Annotated in this window: 23 protein-coding genes; 11 read left to right on the forward strand and 12 right to left on the reverse strand. The window is 58.9% G+C overall.

Features of this window, described 5'->3' with window-relative positions:
* Nucleotides 1-16 precede the first annotated feature (16 nt).
* Nucleotides 17-1,693: a SulP family inorganic anion transporter gene (locus B9Z41_RS06885; protein WP_100146317.1), complete on the reverse strand. Its 1,677-nt coding sequence runs from the start codon at nucleotides 1,691-1,693 to the stop codon at nucleotides 17-19.
* Nucleotides 1,694-1,735: 42 nt separating this feature from the next.
* Between B9Z41_RS06885 and B9Z41_RS06890 the strand changes: the two genes are divergently transcribed.
* Nucleotides 1,736-2,302, forward strand: coding sequence for a thermonuclease family protein (locus B9Z41_RS06890; protein WP_233202573.1), 567 nt, complete (start codon nucleotides 1,736-1,738; stop codon nucleotides 2,300-2,302).
* Between the two features lie 9 nt (nucleotides 2,303-2,311).
* Here B9Z41_RS06890 and B9Z41_RS06895 read toward each other — a convergent pair whose 3' ends face one another.
* From B9Z41_RS06895 to gpmA, 3 genes are all read right to left on the reverse strand, one after another.
* Nucleotides 2,312-3,064 (reverse strand): molybdopterin-synthase adenylyltransferase MoeB, encoded by a 753-nt coding sequence (locus tag B9Z41_RS06895; RefSeq protein WP_100146318.1) that lies wholly within the window; start codon nucleotides 3,062-3,064, stop codon nucleotides 2,312-2,314.
* Nucleotides 3,065-3,082: 18 nt separating this feature from the next.
* Nucleotides 3,083-4,543 (reverse strand): S41 family peptidase, encoded by a 1,461-nt coding sequence (locus tag B9Z41_RS06900; RefSeq protein ID WP_100146485.1) that lies wholly within the window; start codon nucleotides 4,541-4,543, stop codon nucleotides 3,083-3,085.
* A gap of 80 nt (nucleotides 4,544-4,623) precedes the next feature.
* The gene (gene gpmA / locus B9Z41_RS06905) at nucleotides 4,624-5,367 is read right to left on the reverse strand and encodes a 2,3-diphosphoglycerate-dependent phosphoglycerate mutase (protein ID WP_100146319.1); all 744 of its coding nucleotides are present in this window, start codon (nucleotides 5,365-5,367) and stop codon (nucleotides 4,624-4,626) included.
* A 101-nt stretch (nucleotides 5,368-5,468) separates the two neighbouring features.
* On the opposite strand from gpmA, the gene B9Z41_RS06910 reads away from it, so the two are divergent.
* The 4 genes from B9Z41_RS06910 (at nucleotide 5,469) to B9Z41_RS06925 (ending at nucleotide 7,681) form a co-directional block, all read left to right on the forward strand.
* A complete protein-coding gene (locus tag B9Z41_RS06910; protein ID WP_100146320.1) occupies nucleotides 5,469-5,876 on the forward strand; it encodes a rhodanese-like domain-containing protein in 408 nt (135 codons plus the stop codon).
* 20 nt (nucleotides 5,877-5,896) lie between these two features.
* The gene (grxC, locus tag B9Z41_RS06915; protein WP_100146321.1) at nucleotides 5,897-6,154 is read left to right on the forward strand and encodes a glutaredoxin 3; all 258 of its coding nucleotides are present in this window, start codon (nucleotides 5,897-5,899) and stop codon (nucleotides 6,152-6,154) included.
* Between the two features lie 79 nt (nucleotides 6,155-6,233).
* The gene (secB, locus tag B9Z41_RS06920; RefSeq protein WP_100146322.1) at nucleotides 6,234-6,665 is read left to right on the forward strand and encodes a protein-export chaperone SecB; all 432 of its coding nucleotides are present in this window, start codon (nucleotides 6,234-6,236) and stop codon (nucleotides 6,663-6,665) included.
* A 20-nt stretch (nucleotides 6,666-6,685) separates the two neighbouring features.
* Nucleotides 6,686-7,681, forward strand: a complete 996-nt coding sequence (locus tag B9Z41_RS06925; RefSeq protein ID WP_100146323.1) for an NAD(P)H-dependent glycerol-3-phosphate dehydrogenase — start codon at nucleotides 6,686-6,688, stop codon at nucleotides 7,679-7,681.
* Between the two features lie 41 nt (nucleotides 7,682-7,722).
* On the opposite strand, the gene yjjJ is transcribed toward B9Z41_RS06925, so the two are convergent.
* Nucleotides 7,723-9,066 carry a type II toxin-antitoxin system HipA family toxin YjjJ gene (gene yjjJ, locus B9Z41_RS06930; RefSeq protein WP_100146324.1) on the reverse strand — a complete coding sequence of 448 codons (1,344 nt, stop codon included), beginning with the start codon at nucleotides 9,064-9,066 and terminating at the stop codon, nucleotides 7,723-7,725.
* Nucleotides 9,067-9,295: 229 nt separating this feature from the next.
* Here yjjJ and B9Z41_RS06935 point away from each other — a divergent pair, with 229 nt between their 5' ends.
* A complete protein-coding gene (locus B9Z41_RS06935; RefSeq protein ID WP_100146325.1) occupies nucleotides 9,296-9,766 on the forward strand; it encodes a hypothetical protein in 471 nt (156 codons plus the stop codon).
* A 117-nt stretch (nucleotides 9,767-9,883) separates the two neighbouring features.
* Here B9Z41_RS06935 and panC read toward each other — a convergent pair whose 3' ends face one another.
* From panC to metG, 7 genes are all read right to left on the reverse strand, one after another.
* Entirely contained in the window at nucleotides 9,884-10,750 is an 867-nt protein-coding gene (panC, locus tag B9Z41_RS06940; protein WP_100146326.1) for a pantoate--beta-alanine ligase, read from the reverse strand.
* Between the two features lie 10 nt (nucleotides 10,751-10,760).
* On the reverse strand, nucleotides 10,761-11,636 hold the full coding sequence (panB, locus tag B9Z41_RS06945; protein WP_100146327.1) for a 3-methyl-2-oxobutanoate hydroxymethyltransferase: 876 nt from the start codon (nucleotides 11,634-11,636) through the stop codon (nucleotides 10,761-10,763).
* A gap of 36 nt (nucleotides 11,637-11,672) precedes the next feature.
* Nucleotides 11,673-12,470: a ScpA family protein gene (locus B9Z41_RS06950; protein ID WP_100146486.1), complete on the reverse strand. Its 798-nt coding sequence runs from the start codon at nucleotides 12,468-12,470 to the stop codon at nucleotides 11,673-11,675.
* A gap of 86 nt (nucleotides 12,471-12,556) precedes the next feature.
* On the reverse strand, nucleotides 12,557-12,760 hold the full coding sequence (locus B9Z41_RS06955; protein WP_100146328.1) for a DUF3460 family protein: 204 nt from the start codon (nucleotides 12,758-12,760) through the stop codon (nucleotides 12,557-12,559).
* 29 nt (nucleotides 12,761-12,789) lie between these two features.
* Nucleotides 12,790-14,469 (reverse strand): SulP family inorganic anion transporter, encoded by a 1,680-nt coding sequence (locus B9Z41_RS06960; RefSeq protein ID WP_100146329.1) that lies wholly within the window; start codon nucleotides 14,467-14,469, stop codon nucleotides 12,790-12,792.
* Nucleotides 14,466-15,212 (reverse strand): YoaK family protein, encoded by a 747-nt coding sequence (locus B9Z41_RS06965; protein ID WP_100146330.1) that lies wholly within the window; start codon nucleotides 15,210-15,212, stop codon nucleotides 14,466-14,468. Before B9Z41_RS06965 ends, B9Z41_RS06960 begins: the two co-directional genes overlap by 4 nt.
* 5 nt (nucleotides 15,213-15,217) lie before the next feature.
* Nucleotides 15,218-17,365 carry a methionine--tRNA ligase gene (gene metG, locus B9Z41_RS06970; RefSeq protein WP_100146331.1) on the reverse strand — a complete coding sequence of 716 codons (2,148 nt, stop codon included), beginning with the start codon at nucleotides 17,363-17,365 and terminating at the stop codon, nucleotides 15,218-15,220.
* A gap of 78 nt (nucleotides 17,366-17,443) precedes the next feature.
* Here metG and apbC point away from each other — a divergent pair, with 78 nt between their 5' ends.
* The 5 genes from apbC (at nucleotide 17,444) to boxA (ending at nucleotide 24,120) form a co-directional block, all read left to right on the forward strand.
* Entirely contained in the window at nucleotides 17,444-18,535 is a 1,092-nt protein-coding gene (gene apbC / locus B9Z41_RS06975) for an iron-sulfur cluster carrier protein ApbC (protein WP_100146332.1), read from the forward strand.
* Nucleotides 18,536-18,602: 67 nt separating this feature from the next.
* Nucleotides 18,603-19,493, forward strand: coding sequence for a helix-turn-helix transcriptional regulator (locus tag B9Z41_RS06980; RefSeq protein WP_100146333.1), 891 nt, complete (start codon nucleotides 18,603-18,605; stop codon nucleotides 19,491-19,493).
* 180 nt (nucleotides 19,494-19,673) lie between these two features.
* Nucleotides 19,674-21,341: a 2,3-epoxybenzoyl-CoA dihydrolase gene (gene boxC / locus B9Z41_RS06985; protein WP_100146487.1), complete on the forward strand. Its 1,668-nt coding sequence runs from the start codon at nucleotides 19,674-19,676 to the stop codon at nucleotides 21,339-21,341.
* A gap of 46 nt (nucleotides 21,342-21,387) precedes the next feature.
* Complete coding sequence (gene boxB, locus B9Z41_RS06990; protein WP_100146334.1) at nucleotides 21,388-22,815, forward strand: benzoyl-CoA 2,3-epoxidase subunit BoxB; 1,428 nt, start codon at nucleotides 21,388-21,390, stop codon at nucleotides 22,813-22,815.
* 24 nt (nucleotides 22,816-22,839) lie between these two features.
* The gene (gene boxA / locus B9Z41_RS06995) at nucleotides 22,840-24,120 is read left to right on the forward strand and encodes a benzoyl-CoA 2,3-epoxidase subunit BoxA (RefSeq protein WP_100146335.1); all 1,281 of its coding nucleotides are present in this window, start codon (nucleotides 22,840-22,842) and stop codon (nucleotides 24,118-24,120) included.
* Nucleotides 24,121-24,147 lie beyond the last annotated feature (27 nt).

Below are 24,147 nucleotides of genomic sequence, written 5' to 3' on the forward strand. Positions count from 1 at the left end.
ATACAGTATCATGGTGTCAAATGTGCCACTCTTCGGTGAAGTCATCCACCCGCTGCAAGGCATGAATCGCCTCTGCATCGGTGCGGTACATGCGCAAGCCCGCGTGGGGTTGCAAGCAGCCTGCACGGTGCAACACGGTTTCGACGGGCAGCTTCATGCCGCTGATGTGCAGGGTGATGCATCGCTCCGCCAGCATGGCTTCGAGCTTGGCTAGGCTCTCCACACCCGTGGCGTCAATGCGGTTGATCGGCTGGGCAAACAGGCAGACATGATGCACGTCGTGGTGGTGGCTCAGGTGCTCCACCACCGCTCTCTCCAATGAGCTGGCCGCGGCAAAGTCCAACTCGGCATCCATGCGCAGGGCATAGAGCTGTGGGGCCAAGGGGGGCAGTTTCCACAAGTGGCGGTCGCGCAGGCTGCCATCGGCATGCAAGCCCACTTCGATGATGCGTGGGTGCAAACGCGTGTGCAAGAAGTGGCTCAAGCCCATCAGCATGCCAGCCAACACGCCCCAATACAAACGCGGCGCCGACAGCAGGGTGATCACCAAGGTCACGACCGCCGTGGCGGCTTCGACTCGGTTGATGGTGTACAGCTTCACAAACGCGCGTGGCTTGATCAACCCCATCACGGCCGCCACCACAATCGCTGCCAACACCGACTGCGGCACGGGTTGTAGCACCGAGGTGAACCACAGCAAGATCAGCAAAATCACGCCGACAGAAAACACCGTCGCCCACGCAGACTGTGCGCCTGCGTACAGATTCAAGGCCGAACGCGAAAACGAAGAACTGGTGGGAAACGCGCCACACAAACCCGAGGCCACTTTGCCCAAGCCTTGGCCAATCAGGTCTTGGTCTTGGTCCCAGCGTTTGCCACTGCGGTCGTTGTCGACCTTGGCACTCGAGGCGGTTTCTAAAAAGCTCACCAGGGTGATCACCAGCGTGGGCAACACCAAGTGTTTGAAGGTTTCCCAGTCCAACACCGTGGGCCAGTACACACTGGGCAGACCTTGCGGCAAGGCACCCACCACCGCTGTGCCTTGGGCCGGTAAGTTCAGCCCAGCGCTCACACCCGCAGCACCTAAAACCACCACCAGCACGGTGGGAAACGTGGGGCGCCAGCGGCGTGCCCACACCAGCAGCACCAAGGTCACCAGCCCAAACAGCAAGCTGGCCCCGTCGATGTGCTGCGGCTGCCACAGCGATGACCAACCGTGCGTGAGGCCCAGCAGCGCGGGCAGTTGCGAGACAATGATCAGCACACCTGCCCCTTGCGTGAAGGCCATCAACACGGGGGAGCTGACCAAATTCAACAGCCAGCCAAAACGCGCAAACCCCAAGCCCACTTGCAGCAAACCCGTCATCAGCGACAGCCACACGGTGAGGTTGACCCACTCGGCGCTGCCCGGCTCGGCCATGCCTGTGAGCGAAGCCGACACCAAGATGGCGGTGAGGGCGGTGGGCCCGACCGACAAGCGGCTTGACGCGCTGAACAGCACCGCCACCAGCGCCGGAATGAGCGAGGCATAAATGCCCGTGATCAAGGGCATGCCCGCCAGCGCGGCATAGGCCACGCCTTGTGGGATGACCATCAAGCCCACACTCAAGCCGGCAAAGGCCTCGCTGTGTAGCAGTTGTGGGGTAGGGCGAGGCCAGTTTAAAAACGGAAACCAGTGTTTCAAATCACGCATGGGTCGATCCTAACTGGGGGCTGTATCAACGGCTGCCTCTCGATGTCTGTGAGCGACGCTGCCAAATCTTCGGTGGTCAATGGCGTCCAATATGTCGTGATGCAAAAACTCAGAACTCTCTATCGGTTGCGCGCCTGCGTGGGCGTGGTTTGCCTATGGGCGGGGGTGACGCTGGCCAGCGTTGAGCGAGCTTGGGTCGGTGTGGTCACGCATGTCAGCGACGGTGACACCGTGTGGGTGCAGTCGGTCCAAGGAGGTGAGGTGCACAAGGTGCGCTTGCTGGGTATTGACGCCCCAGAGATTTGCCAAACCTGGGGCCCTCAATCGCGTGATGCCTTGCATGCTTTGTTGCAAGGCCAAACGGTCGAGGTGTTGGGCCACCACCGCGACACCTATGGGCGCTTGCTGGCGCAGCTGTCACGCCAGGGCCATGACGTGGGGGCTTGGATGGTGGCGCAAGGCCATGCGTGGTCGTACAGCTACCAGCAGCAGGCGGGCGTGTATGACGCTTTACAAATGCAGGCACAAGGGCAACGCAGGGGCTTGTTTGCAGACCCACGTGCCATGCCGCCACGTTGGTTCAGGAAGCGCTTTGGCGCTTGCCCTTGACGCGTCAATTCAATGGGCGTGGCTGCACACCGGGCAGCTGGGGTTGCGCTGCAAGCGCACCTCGTTCCATTCCAGGCTGCGTCCGTCGAGCATTTGCAAACGGCCCGTCAGGCGTGAACCCAACCCCGCCAGTAATTTGACGGTTTCCATGGCCTGCAAGCTACCGATCACGCCTACCAAAGGCGCGAGCACCCCCAGGGTGGCGCAACGCACTTCTTCAGGGGCTTCGTCGGGCGGGAAGATGCAGGCGTAACAGGGCGACTTGGCGTCGCGTGCGTCGTACACCGCCAGTTGTGAGTCCATGCGAATTGCCGCGCCCGACACCAGGGGCACGCGGTGTTTCACGCAGGCTGCGTTCACCGCTTGGCGAGTGGCGAAGTTGTCGCAGCAGTCCACCACCACTTGCACGGTGGGTACCAAGGCGTCGAGTTCTGTGGCGTCGAGCTTGTGTGCCAAAGCGCTCACGCGCACCTCGGGGTTCAAGGCCTGCATGGCTTGGGTGGCCGAGGCCACCTTGCTCATGCCGACACGCTCGGTGGTGTGGGCGATTTGGCGTTGCAGGTTGGTGAGGTCCACCACATCATGATCAGCAATCGTGATGTGGCCCACACCCGATGCCGCCAGATACATCGCCACTGGAGAGCCCAGCCCACCTGCGCCGACGATCAAGGCATGGCTGTCGAGCAAGCGTTGTTGGCCCTCCACACCGAGGTCATCCAACAGGATGTGGCGCGAGTAGCGCAGCAGTTGGTCGTCGTTCACGGCAGGCTCACCCGTGTGTCACTTGTCTTTGGCTTCCACGACAGGAGGGCGCTCGGTTTGTGTTTTGCTAGCCAACACAGGCAGTCCTTTGAGACGCTGGATGGCCTGTTGCAACTGGAAGTCCTTGTCGCTGCCAAACTCGGGCGGGCGGCGTTCGCTGTTGGGTTTTTTGGACTCTTCTTCCAAGCGCTTGATGGCTTCTTCACGCGCCTTTTCGCGCTCTTTTTCTTGTTCTTTCGTGGCTTCATTGCCCTGGCCGCTTTGCAGGTGCTTGTCGAGGTCGGCCTCACGCATGCGCAAGATGGCATACGGACTGCCCTCTGCGGTGTCATCTAACAGCACATCGGGCACGATGCCTTTGGCCTGGATAGAGCGTCCGCTGGGGGTGTAGTAGCGCGCGGTGGTGATCTTCAGGGCAGTGTCTGTGCCTAACTGGCGCACGGTCTGCACCGAGCCCTTGCCAAAGGTTTGGCTGCCCATGATGGTGGCGCGTTTGTGGTCTTGCAGCGCACCTGCCACGATCTCGCTGGCCGAAGCCGAGCCTTCGTTCACCAACACCACCAGCGGCACATTTTTGTAAATACCTTTGGTGTTTTGTTGCAGGCGGGCAATCGGGTCGGCATTGCCACGGCGGTAAAACTCGGGCGAGGCTTTGTAGGCAAATTTACTTTCAGCCATTTGACCGTTGGTTGATACCACGGTCACGTTCTCTGGTAAGAACACAGCCGACACGGCCACTGCAGCATCCAGCAAACCGCCTGGGTCGTTGCGCAGGTCAAGCACCAAGCCTTTGAGCTTGGGTTCTTGCTTGTAAATCTCTTCGAGTTTTTTGGTGAAGTCTTCTACCGAGCGTTCTTGGAACTGGCTCAAACGAATCCAGCCCAGCCCAGGCTCAATCACTTTGCCCTTGACGCTTTGAGTTTTGATTTCCTCGCGCACGATGGTCACAGGGAAGGTGCGGTTCTCGTCTTTGCGGAAGATGGTCAACAGCACTTTGGTACCAGGCTCACCGCGCATGCGTTTCACGGCGTCATTGAGCGACAGGCCCTTGACCACGGTGTCATCAATCTTGGTGATCAGGTCGCCCGACTTCATGCCAGCTCGGAAAGCTGGGGAGCCTTCGATGGGGGACACCACCTTGACCAGACCCTCTTCCTGGGTGATCTCAATGCCCACGCCCACAAAACGACCCGTGGTGCCTTCGCGGAACTCTTTGAAAGTTTTCTTGTCGTAGTACTGCGAGTGTGGGTCCAGGCTGGCCACCATGCCAGTGATGGCGTCGTTGATGAGTTTTTTCTCGTCCACGGCCTCGACGTAATCGCTCTTGACCATGCTGAACACAGCGGCGAGTTGTTGCAACTCTTCCAGCGGTAGTGGTGCCATGTTGGCGCGTGCCGTGGTTTGCAGTGACACGGTGGTGAGTGCCCCGGTCAATGCCCCGACGGTGATCCAACCTGCGATCTTGAGTTTGTGGCCCATGGTGCCCTTGCGTGTAGACGTGATGTAAGAGAGGCTCAATATACAACGCGCCCGCACGGCGCATTGTGTCTGGCAGGTAATTAGCCTTTGCCTTGTGAGGCCACTGCGGCAGCCGCTTTGGCGGCGGCTTGTGCGTCACCCAGGTAGTAGTGGCGAATGGGCTGGAGGTTCTCGTCAAGCTCATACACCAAGGGAATGCCATTGGGGATGTTCAGCCCCACGATGTCTTGGTCGGAGATGTTGTCCAGGTACTTCACCAAAGCGCGGATCGAGTTGCCGTGTGCGGCCACCACAATCCGTTTGCCTGCCTTGATGGCCGGTGCCATCGATTCGTTCCAGAACGGCATCACGCGCTCCACGGTGTCTTTCAAACACTCGGTCAGCGGCACTTGTTCCGGCGCGAGCTTGGCGTAGCGCGGGTCGCTGCGTTCGCTGCGGGGGTCGGTGGCTTCTAGCACCGGTGGGGGCGTGTCATAGCTGCGACGCCAGATCAGCACCTGGTCTTCGCCGTACTGCTTGGCCATGTCGGCTTTGTTCAAACCTTGCAAGCCGCCGTAATGGCGCTCGTTGAGTCGCCAGCTTTTGACCACGGGCAGCCAGGTGCAGTCCATTTCTTCCAACGCCAGGTACAGGGTACGGATGGCGCGTTTCAACACGCTGGTGTAGGCCACATCAAATTGAAAACCTTCCGCCTTGAGCAGACGACCCGCGTTTTGCGCTTGGGCGATGCCGGTGGGGGTTAAGTCCACATCGGTCCAGCCGGTGAAGCGGTTTTCAAGGTTCCAGGTGGATTCGCCGTGGCGGATTAAAACGAGCTTGTACATAGGGTGTTTTGAAACAAAGTCAGCTAAAGGAGTGGGCTGATTTTAGAATGCCGTCCTGACACTGATTTTTTTACTACAACTTCTCCTGAACTGGACCCCCCGTGAAATTTATCCTCGACAACTGGATGTTGATTGCTGTTGCGCTGACCAGCGGCTTCTTTTTGCTGCTGCCCGTGGTGCAAGATGCAGCGGGCTCTGGCCTGTCGCCTACGCAAGCGGTGCAATGCATGAACCGCGAAAAAGGCGTGGTCATTGATGTGTGTGGCGACGACGAGTTTGCCGCTGGTCACGTGTCGGGTGCTGTGCATGTGCCCCTGGACCAACTGGAAGCGCGTTTGCCCGCCGTGGTCAAGAACAAAAGCGTGCCGTTGATCATGATGTGCGCCTCGGGCGTCCGCTCCAAACGCGCCCAGGCTGTGGCACAAAAACTGGGCTATGAGAAGGTGCATTCGTTGCAAGGTGGGCTGAAAGCTTGGAAAGAAGCTAATCTTCCCGTCACCAAAGCTTGAATTTTTAAAGAAAGACCCTCATGCAAGCCGTCAAGATGTACACCACCGCTGTTTGCCCTTACTGCGTTCGGGCCAAACAAATTCTTCAAGCCAAAGGCGTGGCACATATCGAAGAAGTGCGTGTCGACACCAACCCTGACGAGCGCATGCGCATGATGGACCTGACGGGTCGACGCACCGTCCCTCAAATCTTCATTGGCGACACCCACGTGGGCGGTTGTGACGACTTGATCGCTCTCGACAGCCAAGGCGGTTTGGTGCCTTTGCTGCAATCTTGAGCTGACATAATCGGCGCCATCCCGATTTGCTGCCCGCTTCGGTGTTCGCCGACGCGGGCTTTTTTGTACAAGGAAAAAAATGTCTGACGACCTCACCCCCGTGTTCCAAATTCAGCGCGTCTACTTGAAAGACCTGTCGTTGGAGCAACCCAACTCACCCGCCATCTTGACGTCACAAGAGCAGCCTTCCGTGGACATTCAGTTGGGCGTTGGCATGGAACAAGTGGCCGACGGCGTGGTGGAAGTGACCGTCACCGCCACCGTGACCACCAAGCTGCAAGACAAAACCGTGTTTTTGGTGGAAGCCAAGCAAGCCGGTATTTTTGAAATCCGCAACTTGCCGGAAGACCAAATGGGTGCTGTGGTGGGTATTGCTTGTCCGCAAATCGTCTACCCCTACCTGCGTGGCAACGTGGCCGATGTGATTCAACGCGCTGGCTTCCCACCTGTGCACTTGGCGGAAATCAACTTCCAGGCCATGTACGAGCAGCAACAAGCTGCGGCACAGTAATCTTTGACCGATAGACCGCGATGAAAATCGCCGTTTTGGGCGCAGGTGCATGGGGCACTGCCTTGGCCATCCATGCGGGCCATCAACATGACGTCACCTTGTGGGCGCGTGATGCGGCCCAAGCGCAAGCCATGCACACCACCCGTGTGAATGCACGCTACTTGCCCGACATGCCGTTCAGCCCGGGTTTGCAGATCTCTTCACAAGCTTTGGGCGCCTGGGTCACCACACAAGACTTGGTGGTCATTGGGGCCCCCATGCGTGCATTGCGCGGTATGCTGTCTGAGTTGGCGCCTTTGTTGGGCGCACAGGTGCCTGTGGCTTGGTTGTGCAAAGGCTTTGAGGCCGCCCCGAACGGGGTGGGCAGTATGGCCCACGAGGTGTGTGCCCAGGTGGCACCCGCCTTGCGCGGAGGGGCCTTGAGTGGGCCGAGCTTTGCGCAAGAAGTGGCACGTGGCCAGCCCACTGCCTTGGTGGCCGCCAGTGGGTATGCGGATGTGCGCGAAGGCTTGGTGCAAGCCTTTCACAACAGCAGCTTGCGGGTCTACGCCAACGACGACATCGTAGGTGTCGAAGTCGGTGGTGCGGTGAAAAACGTCTTGGCCATAGCCACCGGTTTGTGCGACGGCTTGCAGTTGGGGCTCAACGCCCGTGCGGCCCTGATCACCCGTGGTTTGGCTGAAATGACCCGCTTAGGGTTGGCCTTGGGTGCCAAGACCGAAACCTTCATGGGCCTGTCGGGCTTGGGCGACTTGGTGCTCACCGCCACGGGCGATTTGAGCCGCAACCGCCAAGTGGGTTTGGCGCTGGCCCAGGGCCTGAGCTTGCAACAAGCGGTGGATTCGTTGGGCCATGTGGCCGAAGGTGTGTACAGCGCCCGCACCGTGGTGCAGCGGGCCGGTGCCTTGGGTGTAGAGATGCCCATTGCACAAGCTGTGGTGGCCTTGCTCGATGGCCAGATCAACCCGCAGCAAGCTGTGGCTCTGTTGATGGGGCGCGGGGCCAAAGGCGAGTAAAAGCGTTAAGAAGTAGTTGAAAGCGCACCCGAGCTTGTCTGTCAAGCCAACCGCGCAATCTGCTTGCTGGCGCTGTACATATGCGCGGCCAGTGCATCGATACAAATTTCAAAGTCAGCGCTGAATTGACTGCTTGCACGCAGTGCCGCCAGATAACTTTGCGCCATCGCTTGTGCAGTGCGCCAATGGTCGTTGCGAACGCTGGCATGCAGCGTGATCGCTGGTACTGTGTCGGGCAGCTTGCCGCTGCTGCTGGGCGCAAAGGCCATGGGCGTCATGTCGTAAGCAGGGGCGATGCTGTAAGGCCTGCCATGCTCAGACACCCACGACAAGTTGCCTGCGTGCATATCTGTGTTGCCCATCAAAGCCCCAAACGCCCACAGCACTTCGGCGGTCTCGGCTGCTTCGGGTGTGACCGCGCCCAGCGCTGCCAGTCGCTGCGTAACCACCGGCCAAGGATGGTGCGCGGCACCCACAAACTCTGCATCTAAAGCGGCCAGCGACACCACGGCCTTGCGGCCCAACGTGCCCACGCGGTCAAAGCGCGCCACCTCTAAAAAGCGTTGGCCCTCAAAGTCCACCACAGAAGACTGGGCGGCAGCCATACCCGCTTGACGCAAGGTGGTGAGCGCGATGTGCTCAGCCAACAAAAGGTCTCGCCAGCGTTGGCTTACCGGGCTAGGGAGCTTTTCGCTGAACTTCACCATCACATGCTGGGGGCCTTCGTTTGTTTCGGCGTAGGCGGTGAACTTCGGCTGTTCGCCCCCCGCAGAAGAACCGGGTGACTCACCCTGCGACGCACCTACGGCCATGCTGGCGTAGGCCTGCGCTTTGTTGGTCTGGGTCAAGCACACGGGCTCCGGCATGGCAATGAACTTGTCGCGTGCAATGCTGCCTAGGAGCAGGTTTCCCACCAAGTCGTGCCCATGTACCAGCAGGGCACGCACGGCGTGGCTGTCGGTCCATTCTTTGAGTGTGCTTGGCAGCCCCAAGGAGGCACCGTAGCGCGCCGCGTAAGCGCGGCCTAAGTAGCCTTGAGGCCGCATGTCCAGCAGCCACCATGGCAAGCCGTCGCTGTGCACCTGCAACCCATCGGCTTGCGTGAACACAAACCCATCAGGCCGCACGGGTGTGAGCACGCCCAGCGCTTTGAGCTTGCCATTGGCATCCACACGAAACACGGGCACATCGCCAAAACCACGGCCTGTGTCACGCAGCACATAGCGGGAACCTTTTTTCTGCCCGATCTTCATCACTTCGTCATCCATGGCCGCCAGCGCACGTGTGGCTGTGGGCTGGCTGATGCCAATTTCCTTTGCCATCTGCGTGCCCGACTTGGGGCCTTCTGCTAGGCGCAGGCGCAGGAGTTCGGCGTGGGTGGACATAGGGTCTTTTTGAGTGAAATTTTGAATTAAAATTGAATCATAAAATAAAAAATAAATTTAGCCACAATTGATGTGGCGCAAGTGTTCTTGTCGAGAGCGTTTGCAGACAGGCTCGTACTTGTGCTGTTAAGGCTGTTGTCAATTAGCCCAGTCTTTATCGGATTTGTGGAAGATATTGCCGTTTGTTTTATCACACAGGTTTTGCGCAATACGTTACGTTGGGCTTCATATGGTGGCATCCGTCACAACTATCCTTTTGCAGGCGCTTAGCACGTTCGTCATCGCCGTGTTCAGCACATGGCTCACGATAAGGCTCTCCCAAAGAAAGTTCCGGGCCGAGCGTCTCTGGGATCGTAAGGCCGTTGCTTATGAACGTGTGATTGAGGCTTTTCACAAGGCCAAGAGGTTCTCCTCTGAGAATCTAGACGCGGTCTATGAGGGCCGCGAGGTACTGGAGGAAAGAAACATAGAGCTTCGTACCTTAGCCAAGGAAGCACGAGAAGAGATTCGTCGTGCTGCCGAGATTGGGAGCTTCTCACTGTCCGAGCTTGCGCTGAAAATCGTCACAAACTACGAAGCCGAACTTGGCGATACAAAGGGAATCATCATGTGGCACGACTATCTTGACCATGACTACGCAGTGACAGATCGAGCGTTGAAAAGCTTCATTGCCGAAGCAAAGCGTGACCTCGATCAGTGAAGCCTGCCCCTTCACCCAATCCAATTCCTAACGGCAAGTCACTAGGCCAAACAATGAAGAATTTAACGCGCCATACCCAAGATTGGTAGCTTTCCGATGGTGCCACCTTAGGACCCCTCAAACCTCCAAGTTATCAATCAACCGCGTCTTACCCAACTTGGCCGCACCCAACACCACCAACGGCTCTGCACAGGGCCCGGTGATGGGCGACAGGTCGTGCTGGCGGCGCACGGTCAGGTAGTCGGGCACCCAATCGCGCGCGCGCAGCGCTTGCATGGCTGCTTCTTCGGCGACAGCCACATCAAGCGCCCCTTTGGCGTTGCCGTCTCGAACCGCAGCAGCCAGGCTTTTGAGGGCGAGTGAGAGCTGCACAGCTTCGGTCAATTCAGCCTCGCTCAGGTAGCCGTTGCGTGAGCTCAGGGCCAAGCCATTGGCTGCACGACGCGTTTCACCGCCGATGATGTCGATGGGCAAGGCCATTTGTTGCACCATGCGGCGAATCACCATCAGCTGCTGGTAGTCCTTCTTGCCGAACACGGCGATGTCGGGTTGCACGCAGTTGAACAGCTTGTGCACCACGGTGCTCACGCCGACAAAAAAACCGGGGCGAAAAGCGCCTTCCAACATATCGGCCAATTCGGCTGGCGGGTGCACCTTGAACACCTGAGGTTCGGGGTACAGGTCTTTCTCGGACGGGGCAAACAGCACGTCGCAGCCGTTGGCGGCGAGCAGTTCGCAGTCGCGCTCAAAGGTACGGGGGTAGCTGTCAAAGTCTTCGTGCGGTGCAAACTGCAAGCGGTTGACAAAAATACTCGCCACCGTCATGGCGCCAGGCCCACCCGCACGCGCATCCACGGTGTGGCGTGCCATGCGCATCAGCTCCAGGTGTCCGTCGTGCAGGTTGCCCATGGTGGGCACAAAGGCGCGCAGCGTGGCGGGCTTCAAGGTGCGGCGCAAGTCTGCAATGGTGTGAATGATTTGCAAGGGGTGCTCCTTACCAAGCGTGCTTGGCGTTGACGGGAAAGCTGCCATCCTTGACGGCTTTCACATAGGCGGCGATGGCTTCTTGCACACCGCTGCTGCCGTGCATGAAGTTACGCACAAACTTTGGGTTTTTGCCCAGGTTGACGCCCAGCATGTCGTGCATCACCAGCACTTGGCCTGCGGTGCCGTTGCCCGCCCCAATGCCGATGGTGTGGCAACGCGGCAGTGCCTGTGTGAGTGCGGTGGACAGTGCCTCGGGCACCATCTCCAGCACCAACATGGTGGCGCCTGCGTCTTGTAATTCGAGTGCGTGTTGGCGAAGTTGCTTGACACTTTCGTCGCCACGGCCTTGCACGCGGTAGCCGCCCAAGGCGTGCACGGTTTGCGGTGTCAGCCCCAAGTGCGCGCACACCGGAATGCCGCGTTCCACCAAAAAACGCACGGTCTCGGTGGTCCAGCCACCACCTTCGAGTTTGACCATGTGGGCGCCCGCTTGCATCAGCACGCAGGCGCTGCGTAGCGCCTCTTCGCGCGAGGCGTGGTAGCTGCCAAAGGGCAGGTCGCCAATGATCCAGGCGGTGCCTTGTACGCGTTGCAAGCCACGCGCCACGCTCTCCACGTGGTAGCGCATGGTCTCCAGCGACACGCCCACGGTGCTGGCCAAGCCTTGACAAACCATGCCCAACGAGTCGCCCACCAAGATGCACTCCACACCCGCTGCGTCAGCCACGGCGGCAAAGGTGGCGTCGTAGGCCGTGAGCATGGCAATTTTTTCGCCGCGTGCGCGCATCTCGTTCAAGCGCGGCAGGCTGATGGGCTTGCGTGCGGACACCGGAGAGGCGGGGGGCAAGGTGCCGTAAGGCGTGGCGTTGGTGGTGTGGCTCATGGGGTATGTTGGCAAGAAGCGCCCATGTGGGCAGCGTCAACTCGGGGTGTAGGCCAGGCGCACGTAGATGGGCGCAAAGGCCTCGGCTTGGGTGATGTCGATCAGGGTTTCTTTGGCCAGTTCGAGCAAGGCAATGAAGGTCACCACCAGCACGGGCACGCCCTGGCTGGGGTCGAAGAGTTTTTCAAACTCGACAAAACGCTGACCTTGAAGGCGACGCAGCACGATGCTCATGTGTTCGCGCACCGACAACTCTTCGCGTGAAATCTTGTGGTGCTGCACCAGCTTGGCCCGCTTCAAAATGTCGGCCCAGGCTTGCTGCAACTCCACCACATGCACTTCAGGAAAACGCGGTTGCAACGATTGCTCAATGTAGACCTGTGCGCGCAAAAAGTCGCGACCAAACTGCGGCACTTCGTTGAGCTTGGCTGCGGCCAGTTTCATTTGCTCGTATTCGAGCAAGCGACGTACCAGCTCGGCACGTGGGTCTTCAGGCTCTTGACCTTCCGCCACTTTCTTAGGGGGCAGCAACATGCGTGATTTGATTTCAATCAGCATGGCCGCCATCAGCAAGTACTCGGCGGCGAGCTCCAAGTTGCGGTTGCGAATCTCTTCCACATAGCTCAGGTACTGGCGCGTGAGCGCAGCCATGGGGATGTCGAGGATGTTGAAGTTTTGTTTGCGGATGAGGTACAGCAGCAAATCCAGCGGCCCCTGAAAGGCCTCCAGAAAAACTTCCAGCGCATCGGGTGGGATGTACAGGTCGTGCGGCATGGCGAACAGAGGTTCGCCATATAGCTTGGCCACAGCCACGTGGTCCACCACCTCGGGCATGACCGCAGGTGACTCTGCCGCTTCAGGCAGCGTGGTGTCGGAGGGGTTCACGCCAAAACCGTTTGGGGTTAGAGACAGCGCAACGCTCAGGCGTTGGTTTGGTAGACGTAGGGCTTTTGTGCCACGCGTGCTTCACCGAACTCGGCTTGCACGTCACGGTCTAATGCTTTGTCCCACAACAAGGCACGGCCCTCACGCTGCTGCGCTTCGAGCAGGGGCTTTTGGGCCTTGAGCTGCTCGATGAACTGGGTGGTTTCCGAGGTGTAGTGGTCACGCTGAAAAATAGACATGGGGCTTGTTTCCTTCAATTGCAATGATTTTACCGACCTGTGGCCAGTGCCAGGCCTTGGGCCAAGTCAGCCGCCAAGTCGGCGGGCGGCACCAAGGCCAGCAGACCGCTGCGTTGGGCAATGTCCAGGGGCTGGTGGCCCAAGCCACACACGATCAAGCGCACCTGCTTTTTGTGACAGGCCCGTGCCAGGGCCAACAAGGCGTCGGCACCGGAGGAGTCGATGTAGATCAGGTTTTTCAAATCCAGCACCAACGCGCGACGGGGCAACTGGTCTTGCATGGCTTCCACCAGTTTCACGGCACCAAAAAACAAGGCACCGTACAAGCGGTGGGCCTGCACTTCGGCTTCAAGGCCAGCCAGCATCGGAAAGTGCTGTGCCTGCACCTGCTCCGCGCGCGTCAAGCTGGAGATGCGGTAAATGAAGGTCAAGCACGCGGCCATCAGGCCCACCTCAACCGCCACGGTCAAATCCACCATCACTGTGAGCAAGAACACAGCGATCAGCGAGACGCGATAGGGCATGCGGAATTGGCGCAGGTGCACAAACTCGCGCCACTCGCCCATGTTCCAAGCCACGAACATCAAAATCGCTGACAGCGCGGCCAGCGGCACGCTGCCTGCCAAGGGGGCGGCCAACCACATGATCGCCAGCAAGGTGAGGGCATGCACCATGCCCGCGACGGGGCTGTTGCCACCGTTTTTCACGTTGGTCACGGTGCGGGCAATGGTGCCGGTGGCGGGCATGCCACCGAAGAAAGGTGTCACCAGGTTGGCAATGCCCTGGGCCATCAGCTCTTGGTTGGCGTCGTGGTGGTCGCCATAGGGCGAATCCGCCATCATTTGGTCTGCAATGCGTGCGCACAGCAGCGACTCAATCGAGCCCAGCAGGGCCAAGGTCGTGGCCGGGATCAGCAAAAACTTGGCCGTCTCCCAGCTGAAGGTGGGCAGTTGAAAGGCGGGTAAGGCGTTGGGAATGCGGCCAAAGCGTGAGGCGATGGTTTCAACGTCCAAGCCCAGCCAAGTGATGGCCAGCGTCGCCCCCACCAACACCACGATAGACCCTGGGACGATGGAGAGTTTTTTGCTCACGGCGTAGTGCGCGTGCAGGCGAGGCAATAGCACCTGCCACACCACCAACACGCCCAAGCACAGGCTGGCCAATGCCAGCGCCTGCACATTCACGGTGTGCAGGTTGGCACTCAAGGTGGTCAAAACGCCCAAAAAATCGGCGGGCACGCTGGCCACCTGCAGGCCCAAGAAGTCTTTGACTTGCGACACCATGATCAGCACCGCAATGCCGTTGGTAAAGCCAATCACCACCGCCACCGGGATGAAGCGAATCAAGGTGCCCAAACGCAAAGCGCCCATGGCCAGCAACATCAGCCCCGACATGGCAGTGGCGATCATCAAATTGGCGAGACCATAGCGTTCCAAAATGCCGTACACGATCACGATGAAGGCCCCCGCCGGCCCACCAATTTGTACCCGGCTGCCGCCCAAGGCCGAGATCAAAAATCCCGCAATGATGGCGGTGAACAAACCCGCTTCCGGCTTGAGCCCCGACGCAATGGCAAACGCCATGGCCAGTGGCAGTGCCACCACGCCGACGGTCAGGCCTGCGCCCACGTCTTGCATCAAGCGCTCACGGTTGTAGCCTTGCAGCGCATCGAGCACACGGGGACGAAAGAAAAACGATGTCGCCTTCATGCAGTTGCCTCCCACCATTGACGAATGTCGTCCAACACCGGGCGCATGGCCAAGGTCCACAGCAACACCGCCAAAGGCAGTGTGGTGATGTACCCCCAGGCCTTAAAGCCCCAGGCACCCGACAAGCCACCGACAAAAAAGCAGGCAATCAGCAAGGCTTGTAGGCGCAAGCGTTGGCGGTTGGCGCGCACATCGCTGGGTCCTTTGAGTCGGTTGACGTAGAGCCACTTGCCCAGTTCAATGCCGAGGTCAGTCACCAAGCCGGTGACGTGGGTGGTACGAATTTCGGCGTGCGATATCTTGGTGATCACGGCGTTTTGCAAACCCATCATGAAGCACAGCAGCAGCACGGTGAGTGGCAAGAACAGGCTGGCAAAGCCACTGATGGCAGCACCAAACAGCCCAAACACCAACAACGCCACCGACTCCACCACCAAGGGCAAGCTGTACGCGCTGCGCAGTTGCTTGCGCAAGCCCCAGTTGACCAAGATGGCGGTCCACATGGCCCCCATCAAAAACGCACACAAACTGCCCAGGCCCACAGCCACCAGCGCGAACTGCCCCAGCACAATGTCATCGGCTACTGACGACACGACCCCTGTCATGTGCGAGGTGTAACGCCCCACCGCCAAAAAACCGCCCGCATTGGCAGCCCCGGCAACAAAACTCAACACGGCCCCCAACCTGACGTTGGCCTGGGATGAGCGCACCACGCTCGTCCATCCGCGAATGAGTGGAAACATGGGGCTCAGTGAATCCGCATGCCGGGTTTAGCGCCTGGCCAGGGGTGCAGCACGTAGATGCCCGGTTCAACTTTTTCGTCGGCGTGGCTGGCCGCGAGCACCATGCCTTCTGACACGCCAAACTTCATCTTGCGTGGTGCCAAGTTGGCCACCATCACGGTGAGCTTGCCCACCAAGTCTTCGGGCTTGTACATGCTGGCAATGCCGCTGAAGACGTTGCGTGTTTTGCCCTCGCCCACATCGAGTGTGAGGCGCAGCAACTTGGTGCTGCCTTCCACCGCTTCGCAGTTCACGATCTGTGCAATGCGCAAATCGATCTTGGCAAAGTCGTCGATGGAGATGGTGGGGGCGATGGACTCGCCACCTGGCCGCCCCAAGGCGAGTCCAGCCCCCTCGGGGGGCAGCGAGGACACGTCAGTGCCGAGCGTGGGGGCTCTTGAACCGCCGCCGGGGGTGAGTTTTTCTTCCACCACGGCCGGGGGTTCGAACAGTGCATCCAGCATCTTCACGTCCACGCGTTGCATCAGGTGCTTGTACTCGCCAATCGTGTGTCCTGCGCCCAAGGGCTGTGCGGCATTGGCAAATGTCAACGGCGCCACCTTCAAGAAAGTTTCTACCTGGCTGGCCAGGGCCGGCAGCACGGGTTTGAGCAGGGTGGTCAACAGACGGAAGGCCTCGATGCAGGTGCTGCACACGTCTTGCAAGCGTGCCTCCATGCCTTCTTGTTTGGCCAACTCCCAAGGCTTGTTGGTGTCCACGTATTCGTTCACGCGGTCGGCCAACAGCATGACTTCGCGCAGCGCTTTGGCAAAGTCGCGCTCGGCATAGTGCGCCGCAATCGGAGTCAGGCCATCGCTCAGGTGGCTCAGCAGCGCATCGCCGTCAGATGACACGGCACCCAGCTGACCGGCAAAACGCTTGGTGATGAAACCTGCCGAGCGGGACGCGATGTTGATGAACTTCCCCACCAGGTCAGAGTTCACACGGGCCATGAAGTCTTCGGGGTTGAAGTCCACGTCTTCGTTGCGACCATTGAGCTTGGCCGCCAAGTAGTAGCGCAGCCACTCCGGGTTCATGCCCAGGCTCAAGTACTTGAGCGGGTCCAGACCCGTGCCGCGGCTCTTGCTCATCTTCTCGCCGTTGTTGACCGTTAAGAAGCCATGCACAAACACATTGGTCGGTGTCTTGCGGCCGCTGAAGTGCAGCATGGCTGGCCAGAACAAGGTGTGAAAGGTCACGATGTCTTTGCCAATGAAGTGGTATTGCTCCAGCGCTGGGTTGGCCATGTAGGCTTCGTAGTCAACGCCGCGTTTGTCGAGCAAGTTTTTGAGCGAGGCCAGGTAGCCCACGGGGGCGTCAAGCCAGACATAAAAATACTTGCCGGGTGCATCGGGAATTTCGATGCCGAAGTAGGGCGCGTCGCGTGAAATGTCCCAGTCGCCCAAGCCTTCGCTGGTGGTGCCGTCAGGGTTGGTGCGCACGCTGAACCACTCTTTGACCTTGTTGGCCACTTCGGGTTGCAGCTTGCCGTCTTGGGTCCAGTTTTGCAAAAACTCAACACAGCGCGGGTCGGAGAGTTGGAAGAAAAAGTGCTCTGAACTTTTGAGCTCAGGTTTGGCACCCGACAAAGCCGAGAACGGGTTGATCAAGTCGGTCGGGGCATACACCGCGCCACACACTTCGCAGTTGTCGCCGTACTGGTCTTTGGCATGGCACTTGGGGCATTCGCCTTTGATGAAGCGATCTGGCAAAAACATGTTCTTCTCTGGGTCGAAGAACTGTTCAATCGTGCGCGTCTCGATCAGCCCGGTGGTTTTCAGGTCGCGGTAAATCTGGCGCGCCAGTTCATGGTTTTCCGGTGCGTCGGTGCTGTGCCAGTTGTCAAACTGGATGTGAAAACCGTCCAGATAGGGCTTGCGACCGGCCGCAATGTTGGCCACAAACTGCTGCGGCGTGATGCCAGCCTTCTCTGCGGCAATCATGATGGGGGCGCCATGGGTGTCGTCCGCACCCACGAAATCGACCTGATGGCCCTGCATGCGCTGGTAGCGCACCCAAATGTCGGCCTGGATGTACTCCATGATGTGGCCGATGTGAAAGTTGCCGTTGGCGTAGGGCAGGGCGGTGGTGACAAAGAGCTGGCGCTGAGACATGAAGAGGAAGACCTTGGGGGGAAGGGACTAATTTTAGTTCGCTAGACTCTGGCGCATTCATATTTGGAGATCTCCCCCATGGCATTGACCGAGCAGGCGCTGAATGCAGTCCTACAAACCGTGCTCGACCCCAACACGGGCAAAGACTTTGTGAGCACCAAGGCGCTCAAAAACCTGCACATTCAAGGTGACGATGTGTCGTTTGACGTGGTGCTGGGCTATCCGGCCAAGAGCCAAGTGGCCGACATGCGCAAGCACCTGATTGCCGCTGCCAAAAGCGTGGCCGGTGTGGGCAATGTGTCGGTCAACATCACCACCCAGATCGTGGCCCATGCGGCCCAGCGCGGTGTGCAGCTGTTGCCACAAGTCAAAAACATCATCGCCGTCGCCTCTGGCAAAGGTGGCGTGGGCAAAAGCACCACCGCCGCCAACCTGGCTTTGGCCTTGGCGGCTGAAGGCGCCAAAGTGGGTTTGCTCGACGCCGACATTTACGGCCCTAGCCAACCCATGATGATGGGCATTGAGGGGCGTCCCGAAAGCGAAGACGGCAAGACCATGGACCCGCTGGAGAACTATGGCGTGCAAGTCATGTCGATTGGCTTTTTGGTCGACCAAGACGAAGCCATGATCTGGCGCGGCCCCATGGCCACCCAAGCCTTGGAGCAGTTGCTGCGCCAAACCAACTGGAAAGACCTGGACTACCTGATCGTGGACATGCCCCCCGGCACCGGCGACATCCAACTCACCCTGAGCCAGCGCGTGCCGATGACAGGTGCGGTGATCGTCACCACGCCACAAGACATTGCGCTGCTGGACGCCAAAAAAGGCATCAAGATGTTCGAGAAGGTGGGCGTACCCATCCTCGGCTTGGTCGAGAACATGGCGGTTCACGTGTGCAGCAACTGCGGCCACATCGAACACATCTTCGGTGCCGACGGTGGCAAGAAAATGGCCGCGCAATACGGCATGGACTACTTGGGTGCTTTGCCCTTGAACATGCAAATCCGCTTGCAAGCCGACAGCGGCAAACCGACCGTGGTGGCTGACCCCGACGGTGAAGTGGCGGGTATCTACAAAGCTGTGGCACGTCAGGTGGCCTTGAAGATTGCGGCCAAGGCCAAAGACTTTTCGTCCAAGTTCCCCAGCATCAAAATCTCCAAAGACACCTGAGCTTTATTTGATGCAGCGCAACTGCACTATCGTGCATTTCGATTCGAAATTGCATTAAAGTGCAGGCATGTCACCCGCAGACGACGACACCAACCGCCACCCTTTTCTCACCACCTTGGGTGAGCGCGTGCGCACCTTGCGTGCGCGTCGTGGACTCACGCGGCGCGCGGTGGCGCAAGCGGCTCATGTGTCGGAGCGGCACCTGGCCAACCTAGAGTCGGGCACCGGCAACGCCTCCATCCTGATCTTGTTGCAGGTCGCACAAGCCTTGCAATGCTCGATTTTTGAGTTGTTGGGTGATGTGACCACCTCGTCGCCCGAGTGGCTGCTGATTCGTGAGCTGCTGAGCACCCGCAACGAGGCTGAACTGCGCCGTGTTCGCCTGCAACTGGGTGAGATGTTTGGCAGCCATGGGGATGAAAAAGCACGCAGCAACCGCATTGCCCTGGTGGGCTTGCGCGGTGCTGGCAAGTCCACCCTCGGCCAGCGCTTGGCCGATGATTTGGGCTTTCCGTTCATTGAGCTGAGCCGTGACATCGAAAAGTTTGCCGGCTGCAGCATCAGCGAAATCCATAACCTGTATGGCACCAACGCCTACCGCCGTTATGAGCGACGGGCCTTGGAAGAGGCGATTCAAATTTACCCCGAGGTCGTGATTGCCACCCCGGGTGGCTTGGTGTCGGACTCTGCCACCTTCAACGAAGTGCTCACGCATTGCTTCACCGTGTGGCTACAGGCCAAGCCCGAAGACCACCTAGGGCGGGTGGCTGCCCAAGGCGACATGCGGCCCATGGCTGGTAGCCCGGAAGCGCTGGAAGATTTGAAGCGCATTCTGGAGGGCCGCTCAGCCTTTTACGCCAAGGCTGATTTGACGTTTGACACCAGCGCTCAGCCCCTGGATGACAGCTTTTTGGCGCTCCGTACCCAAATCCGGCAAGCCCTCAAGTTGCCACTGTAAGTACCTACTCTCGTTCGAATCATTGACAGTCAAGGAACCTTAGACAAGGTGCCTGTGCTTTGTCATATTCAGGGTAAACATGCATAAAAATGCATTTGCGATAATTCAAAACATGCAATATGATGCACATCAATGCATTTCAAGCACCTATCGCCCAGCCACTCACCGGAGACACCTCACATGAGCAACGCCATCACCGTCGACTACCAAACAGACCCCAGCCAGTACAAGCACTGGCACATGAAGTTTGAAGGCGAAACCGCCACCTTGCAGCTCAACATCAACGAAGACGCAGGCATTCGCCCGGGCTACAAGCTCAAACTCAACTCGTATGACCTCGGCGTCGACATTGAGTTGCACGATGCCCTGCAACGCATCCGTTTTGAACACCCCGAAGTCAAGAGCGTGGTGGTCACCAGTCTGAAAGACCGCATCTTCTGTTCTGGCGCCAACATCTTCATGTTGGGCCTGTCCACGCATGCTTGGAAAGTCAACTTCTGCAAGTTCACCAACGAAACCCGCAACGGCATCGAAGACTCCAGTCGCCACGATGGCCTGAAGTTCATTGCCGCGGTCAATGGCGCATGTGCCGGCGGCGGCTACGAGTTGGCCTTGGCCTGTGACGACATTGTGTTGGTGGACGACCGTTCCTCCAGCGTGTCTTTGCCCGAAGTGCCGTTGCTGGGCGTGTTGCCCGGCACGGGTGGTCTGACCCGCGTGACCGACAAACGCAAGGTCCGCCACGACCATGCCGATATTTTTTGCACCAGCGTGGAAGGTGTGCGCGGCCAACGTGCGGTGGACTGGCGCTTGGTGGATGAAATTGCCAAGCCCGCCAAATTTGCCGAAGCCGTGCAAGCGCGTGCCGACCAATACGCGGCCAGCAGCAAACGCCCAGGTGCCGCCGCCACAGGCAAAGGCGTGAAGCTCACACCTTTGAACAAAACCGTGACTGCGGATGCGCTGACTTATGAGTACGTGCAAGTGGCGATTGACCGCGCCAAGCGCACAGCCACTTTCACCGTGCATGCGCCCAAGGTGGCGGTCCCGACAACGGTGGAAGGTATTGAGGCTGCTGGCATCCATTGGTACCCACTGCAAATGGCGCGCGAGTTAGACGACGCCATTTTGAGCATGCGCACCAACGAGCTCGATGTGGGCACTTGGTTGCTGCGCACCGCTGGTGACGCGCAGCTGGCGCTGCAATCTGATGCCGTGCTGGCACAACACCAAAGCCACTGGCTGGTCAACGAAACACTGGGCATGCTGCGCCGCACCTTGGCACGCATTGACGTGTCGTCCCGCTCTTTGTTTGCGCTGGTGGATGAAGGCTCTTGCTTTGTCGGCACCTTGGCCGAGTTGGCATTTGCCGCTGACCGCACCTACATGCTGGCCTTGCCTGATTCGCCCGACACAGCGCCACGCATGGCCTTGAGCGAGCTCAACTTTGGGCACTTCCCCATGGTCAACCACCAGTCGCGTTTGCAACGCCGCTTTTACGAAGAAGTCACGCCGCTGGAACACGTGCGCGCAGCAGTGGGTCAAATGCTCGATGCGGACCAAGCGCTGGCCCTGGGCTTGGTCACCGCAGCACCCGACGATATCGACTGGGCCGATGAAATCCGCATCGCCGTGGAAGAGCGTGCTGCCATGTCGCCCGACAGCTTGACGGGCCTCGAAGCCAATTTGCGTTTCTGCCAAAAAGAGTCGATGGAAACCCGCATTTTTGGACGTCTGTCGGCATGGCAAAACTGGATCTTCAACCGCCCCAACGCCGTTGGCGAAAAGGGTGCCCTCAAGGTCTACGGCAAAGGCGAGAAAGCCGCCTTTGACTTGAACCGCGTCTAAGCCTGTTATCTACGATTCATCTGCAAGGTCTAACCAGGAGTTCCACATGTCAGCCATCAACTACAGCGAAAAAATCCCCAACAACGTCAACCTGTCCGAAGACCGCACGCTGCAACGTGCGCTCGAACATTGGCAGCCCAACTACCTGAATTGGTGGAACGACATGGGCCCAGACGGCTCGCAAGACTTTGATGTCTACCTGCGCACGGCGGTCAGCGTGGACCCACAAGGCTGGGCCCAGTTTGGGCACGTCAAGATGCCCGACTACCGCTGGGGCATTTTCTTGAACCCTGCCGAGCAAGACCGCAAGATTCACTTTGGCGACCACAAGGGTGAAGCTGCTTGGCAAGACGTGCCTGGCGAACACCGCGCCAACTTGCGCCGCATCATCGTCACGCAAGGCGACACAGAACCTGCGTCGGTGGAGCAGCAGCGTCACTTGGGGCTCACCGCGCCCAGCCAATACGACTTGCGCAACCTGTTCCAAGTCAACGTGGAAGAAGGCCGTCACCTCTGGGCCATGGTCTATTTGCTGCACAAATACTTTGGCAAAGACGGCCGCGAAGAAGCCGAGGGCTTGTTGGAGCGCAACAGTGGCAACGCCGACAACCCCCGCATCTTGCAGGCCTTCAACGAGAAGACGCCCGATTGGCTGAGCTTTTTCATGTTCACTTACTTCACCGACCGTGATGGCAAGTTCCAGCTCTGTGCTTTGGCCGAGTCATCATTTGACCCCTTGGCACGCACCACCAAGTTCATGCTGACCGAAGAGGCCCACCACATGTTTGTGGGTGAGAGCGGTATCTCGCGCGTCATCCAGCGCACAGTGGACATGATGAACCAGCTCAAGACCGACGACGTGGGCAAGCTGCGTGCAGCGGGTGTGATTGACCTGCCCACCATCCAGCGTTACATCAACTTCCACTTCAGCGTGACCATTGACTTGTTTGGCGCTGACCAATCGTCCAACGCGGCCACCTTCTACAGCTCGGGTCTCAAAGGCCGTTACGAAGAAGGCAAACGCACGGATGACCACACCCTGCGTGGCGAGCACTACAAGGTGTTGGTGGTGGAAGGTGACAAACTGATTGAAAAAGAAGTGCCCATGCTCAACGCCTTGAACGAGGTGCTGCGTGACGACTACATCACCGACTCTGTGGGTGGCGTGGAGCGCTGGAACCGCGTCATCACCAAGGCGGGCATTCCGTTCAAGCTGACCGTGCCACACAAGGCTTTCCACCGCAACATCGGTGCTCTGTCTGGCACCAAGGTGTCGCCGGATGGTCGTGTGGTGAGCGAAGCCGAATGGAACGCCAAAGTGGGCGAGTGGCTGCCAAGCGCCGAAGACCGTGCCTACGTGGGCAGCTTGATGGGTCGTGTGGTCGAGCCGGGCAAATTTGCCAACTGGATTGCGCCGCCTGTCATGGGCATCAACCGTCAACCGGTGGACTTTGACTACGTCCGTTTCAACTGATTGATTTGCGCTTTAATTCATGCCATGAACGCCACCACCGAACTCATTCAGCAGCATCTGATCGATCCCGAGATCTGTATCCGATGCAACACCTGCGAAGCCACTTGTCCGGTGGGGGCCATCACGCACGACAGCCGCAACTATGTGGTGCTCGCAGACAAATGCAATCTGTGCATGGCCTGTGTGCCGCCTTGTCCCACGGGGTCGATCGACAACTGGCGCACCATGCCCAAAGCTGCTGCGTACAGCGTCGAAGAACAACTGGGTTGGGATGAGTTACCCACAGCGTTGAGCGAGGCCGAGCTTGCGGCCATGGGGGGTGACGTCAGCGCGCAAGACGCTGCACCAACCCCCAGTGCGGCATCGGTGGCTTCTGCCACGGCCACTGCGGGTGAGGGCACTGCGTTCAACTCGGGTGCATTCGGCGCCACCGCCCCGCCTTGGTCGGCCGCCCATCCGTACACCAACTTGCATGGTCCCAAAGCGCCCGTGATGGCCACAGTGGTGGGCAATGTGCAGGTCAACGAGGCTGGCACGGCCAACGAAACCCACCACATCGTGCTGGACTTTGGCAACATGCCGTTCCCAGTGTTGGAAGGCCAATCGATTGGCATCATCCCGCCTGGCGTAGACGCCCAGGGTAAGCCCCACCATGCGCGTCAGTACTCCATTGCCAGTCCACGCAACGGGGAGCGGCCTGGCTACAACAACCTTTCGCTCACTGTGAAGCGGGTGGTGGAAGACCACCAAGGCCAGGCGGTTCAAGGCGTGGCCTCCAATTACTTGTGTGACTTGAAAACCGGCGACGCCGTGCAGGTGATTGGCCCCTTTGGTGCCAGCTTTCTGATGCCCAACCACCCCAAGTCCAACATCGTGATGATTTGCACGGGTACGGGCAGTGCGCCCATGCGTGCCATGACCGAGTGGCGTCGTCGCTTGCGTCAAAGCGGCAAGTTTGAAGGCGGTAAGCTCATGCTGTTCTTTGGCGCTCGCACCCAACAAGAGTTGCCTTACTTTGGCCCCTTGCAAAAGTTGCCCAAAGACTTCATTGATATCCACTTTGCTTTCTCACGCACAGCCGGTCAACCCAAACGCTATGTGCAAGACCTGATGCGCGAGCGCAGCGCCGATTTGGCGCACCTGCTCAAAGACCCCAACACCTGTTTTTATGTGTGTGGTTTGAAGAGCATGGAAGAAGGCGTGGTCATGACCTTGCGTGACATTGCCAACGAAGCTGGCCTAGGCTGGGACAACGTGGCACCCGCCTTGAAGCGTGAAGGGCGCTTGCATTTAGAGACCTACTGAGCAAGCCTAGGGTGGCGCGGGGTATGG

The organism is Limnohabitans sp. JirII-31 (assembly GCF_002778315.1).
In the GTDB taxonomy this organism is placed as follows: domain Bacteria; phylum Pseudomonadota; class Gammaproteobacteria; order Burkholderiales; family Burkholderiaceae_C; genus Limnohabitans.

Bases quoted from the DNA above. Each gene is read 5' to 3' on its own strand.
- B9Z41_RS06885 (WP_100146317.1), bottom strand. From the start codon at position 1,693: ATGCGTGATTTGAAACACTGGTTTCCGTTTTTAAACTGGCCTCGCCCT.
- B9Z41_RS06890 (WP_233202573.1), top strand. From the start codon at position 1,736: ATGTCTGTGAGCGACGCTGCCAAATCTTCGGTGGTCAATGGCGTCCAA.
- B9Z41_RS06900 (WP_100146485.1), bottom strand. From the start codon at position 4,543: ATGGGCCACAAACTCAAGATCGCAGGTTGGATCACCGTCGGGGCATTG.
- gpmA (WP_100146319.1), bottom strand. From the start codon at position 5,367: ATGTACAAGCTCGTTTTAATCCGCCACGGCGAATCCACCTGGAACCTT.
- grxC (WP_100146321.1), top strand. From the start codon at position 5,897: ATGCAAGCCGTCAAGATGTACACCACCGCTGTTTGCCCTTACTGCGTT.
- secB (WP_100146322.1), top strand. From the start codon at position 6,234: ATGTCTGACGACCTCACCCCCGTGTTCCAAATTCAGCGCGTCTACTTG.
- B9Z41_RS06925 (WP_100146323.1), top strand. From the start codon at position 6,686: ATGAAAATCGCCGTTTTGGGCGCAGGTGCATGGGGCACTGCCTTGGCC.
- yjjJ (WP_100146324.1), bottom strand. From the start codon at position 9,066: ATGTCCACCCACGCCGAACTCCTGCGCCTGCGCCTAGCAGAAGGCCCC.
- B9Z41_RS06935 (WP_100146325.1), top strand. From the start codon at position 9,296: ATGGTGGCATCCGTCACAACTATCCTTTTGCAGGCGCTTAGCACGTTC.
- panB (WP_100146327.1), bottom strand. From the start codon at position 11,636: ATGAGCCACACCACCAACGCCACGCCTTACGGCACCTTGCCCCCCGCC.
- B9Z41_RS06950 (WP_100146486.1), bottom strand. From the start codon at position 12,470: ATGCCCGAGGTGGTGGACCACGTGGCTGTGGCCAAGCTATATGGCGAA.
- B9Z41_RS06955 (WP_100146328.1), bottom strand. From the start codon at position 12,760: ATGTCTATTTTTCAGCGTGACCACTACACCTCGGAAACCACCCAGTTC.
- B9Z41_RS06960 (WP_100146329.1), bottom strand. From the start codon at position 14,469: ATGAAGGCGACATCGTTTTTCTTTCGTCCCCGTGTGCTCGATGCGCTG.
- B9Z41_RS06965 (WP_100146330.1), bottom strand. From the start codon at position 15,212: ATGTTTCCACTCATTCGCGGATGGACGAGCGTGGTGCGCTCATCCCAG.
- metG (WP_100146331.1), bottom strand. From the start codon at position 17,365: ATGTCTCAGCGCCAGCTCTTTGTCACCACCGCCCTGCCCTACGCCAAC.
- apbC (WP_100146332.1), top strand. From the start codon at position 17,444: ATGGCATTGACCGAGCAGGCGCTGAATGCAGTCCTACAAACCGTGCTC.
- B9Z41_RS06980 (WP_100146333.1), top strand. From the start codon at position 18,603: ATGTCACCCGCAGACGACGACACCAACCGCCACCCTTTTCTCACCACC.
- boxC (WP_100146487.1), top strand. From the start codon at position 19,674: ATGAGCAACGCCATCACCGTCGACTACCAAACAGACCCCAGCCAGTAC.
- boxB (WP_100146334.1), top strand. From the start codon at position 21,388: ATGTCAGCCATCAACTACAGCGAAAAAATCCCCAACAACGTCAACCTG.
- boxA (WP_100146335.1), top strand. From the start codon at position 22,840: ATGAACGCCACCACCGAACTCATTCAGCAGCATCTGATCGATCCCGAG.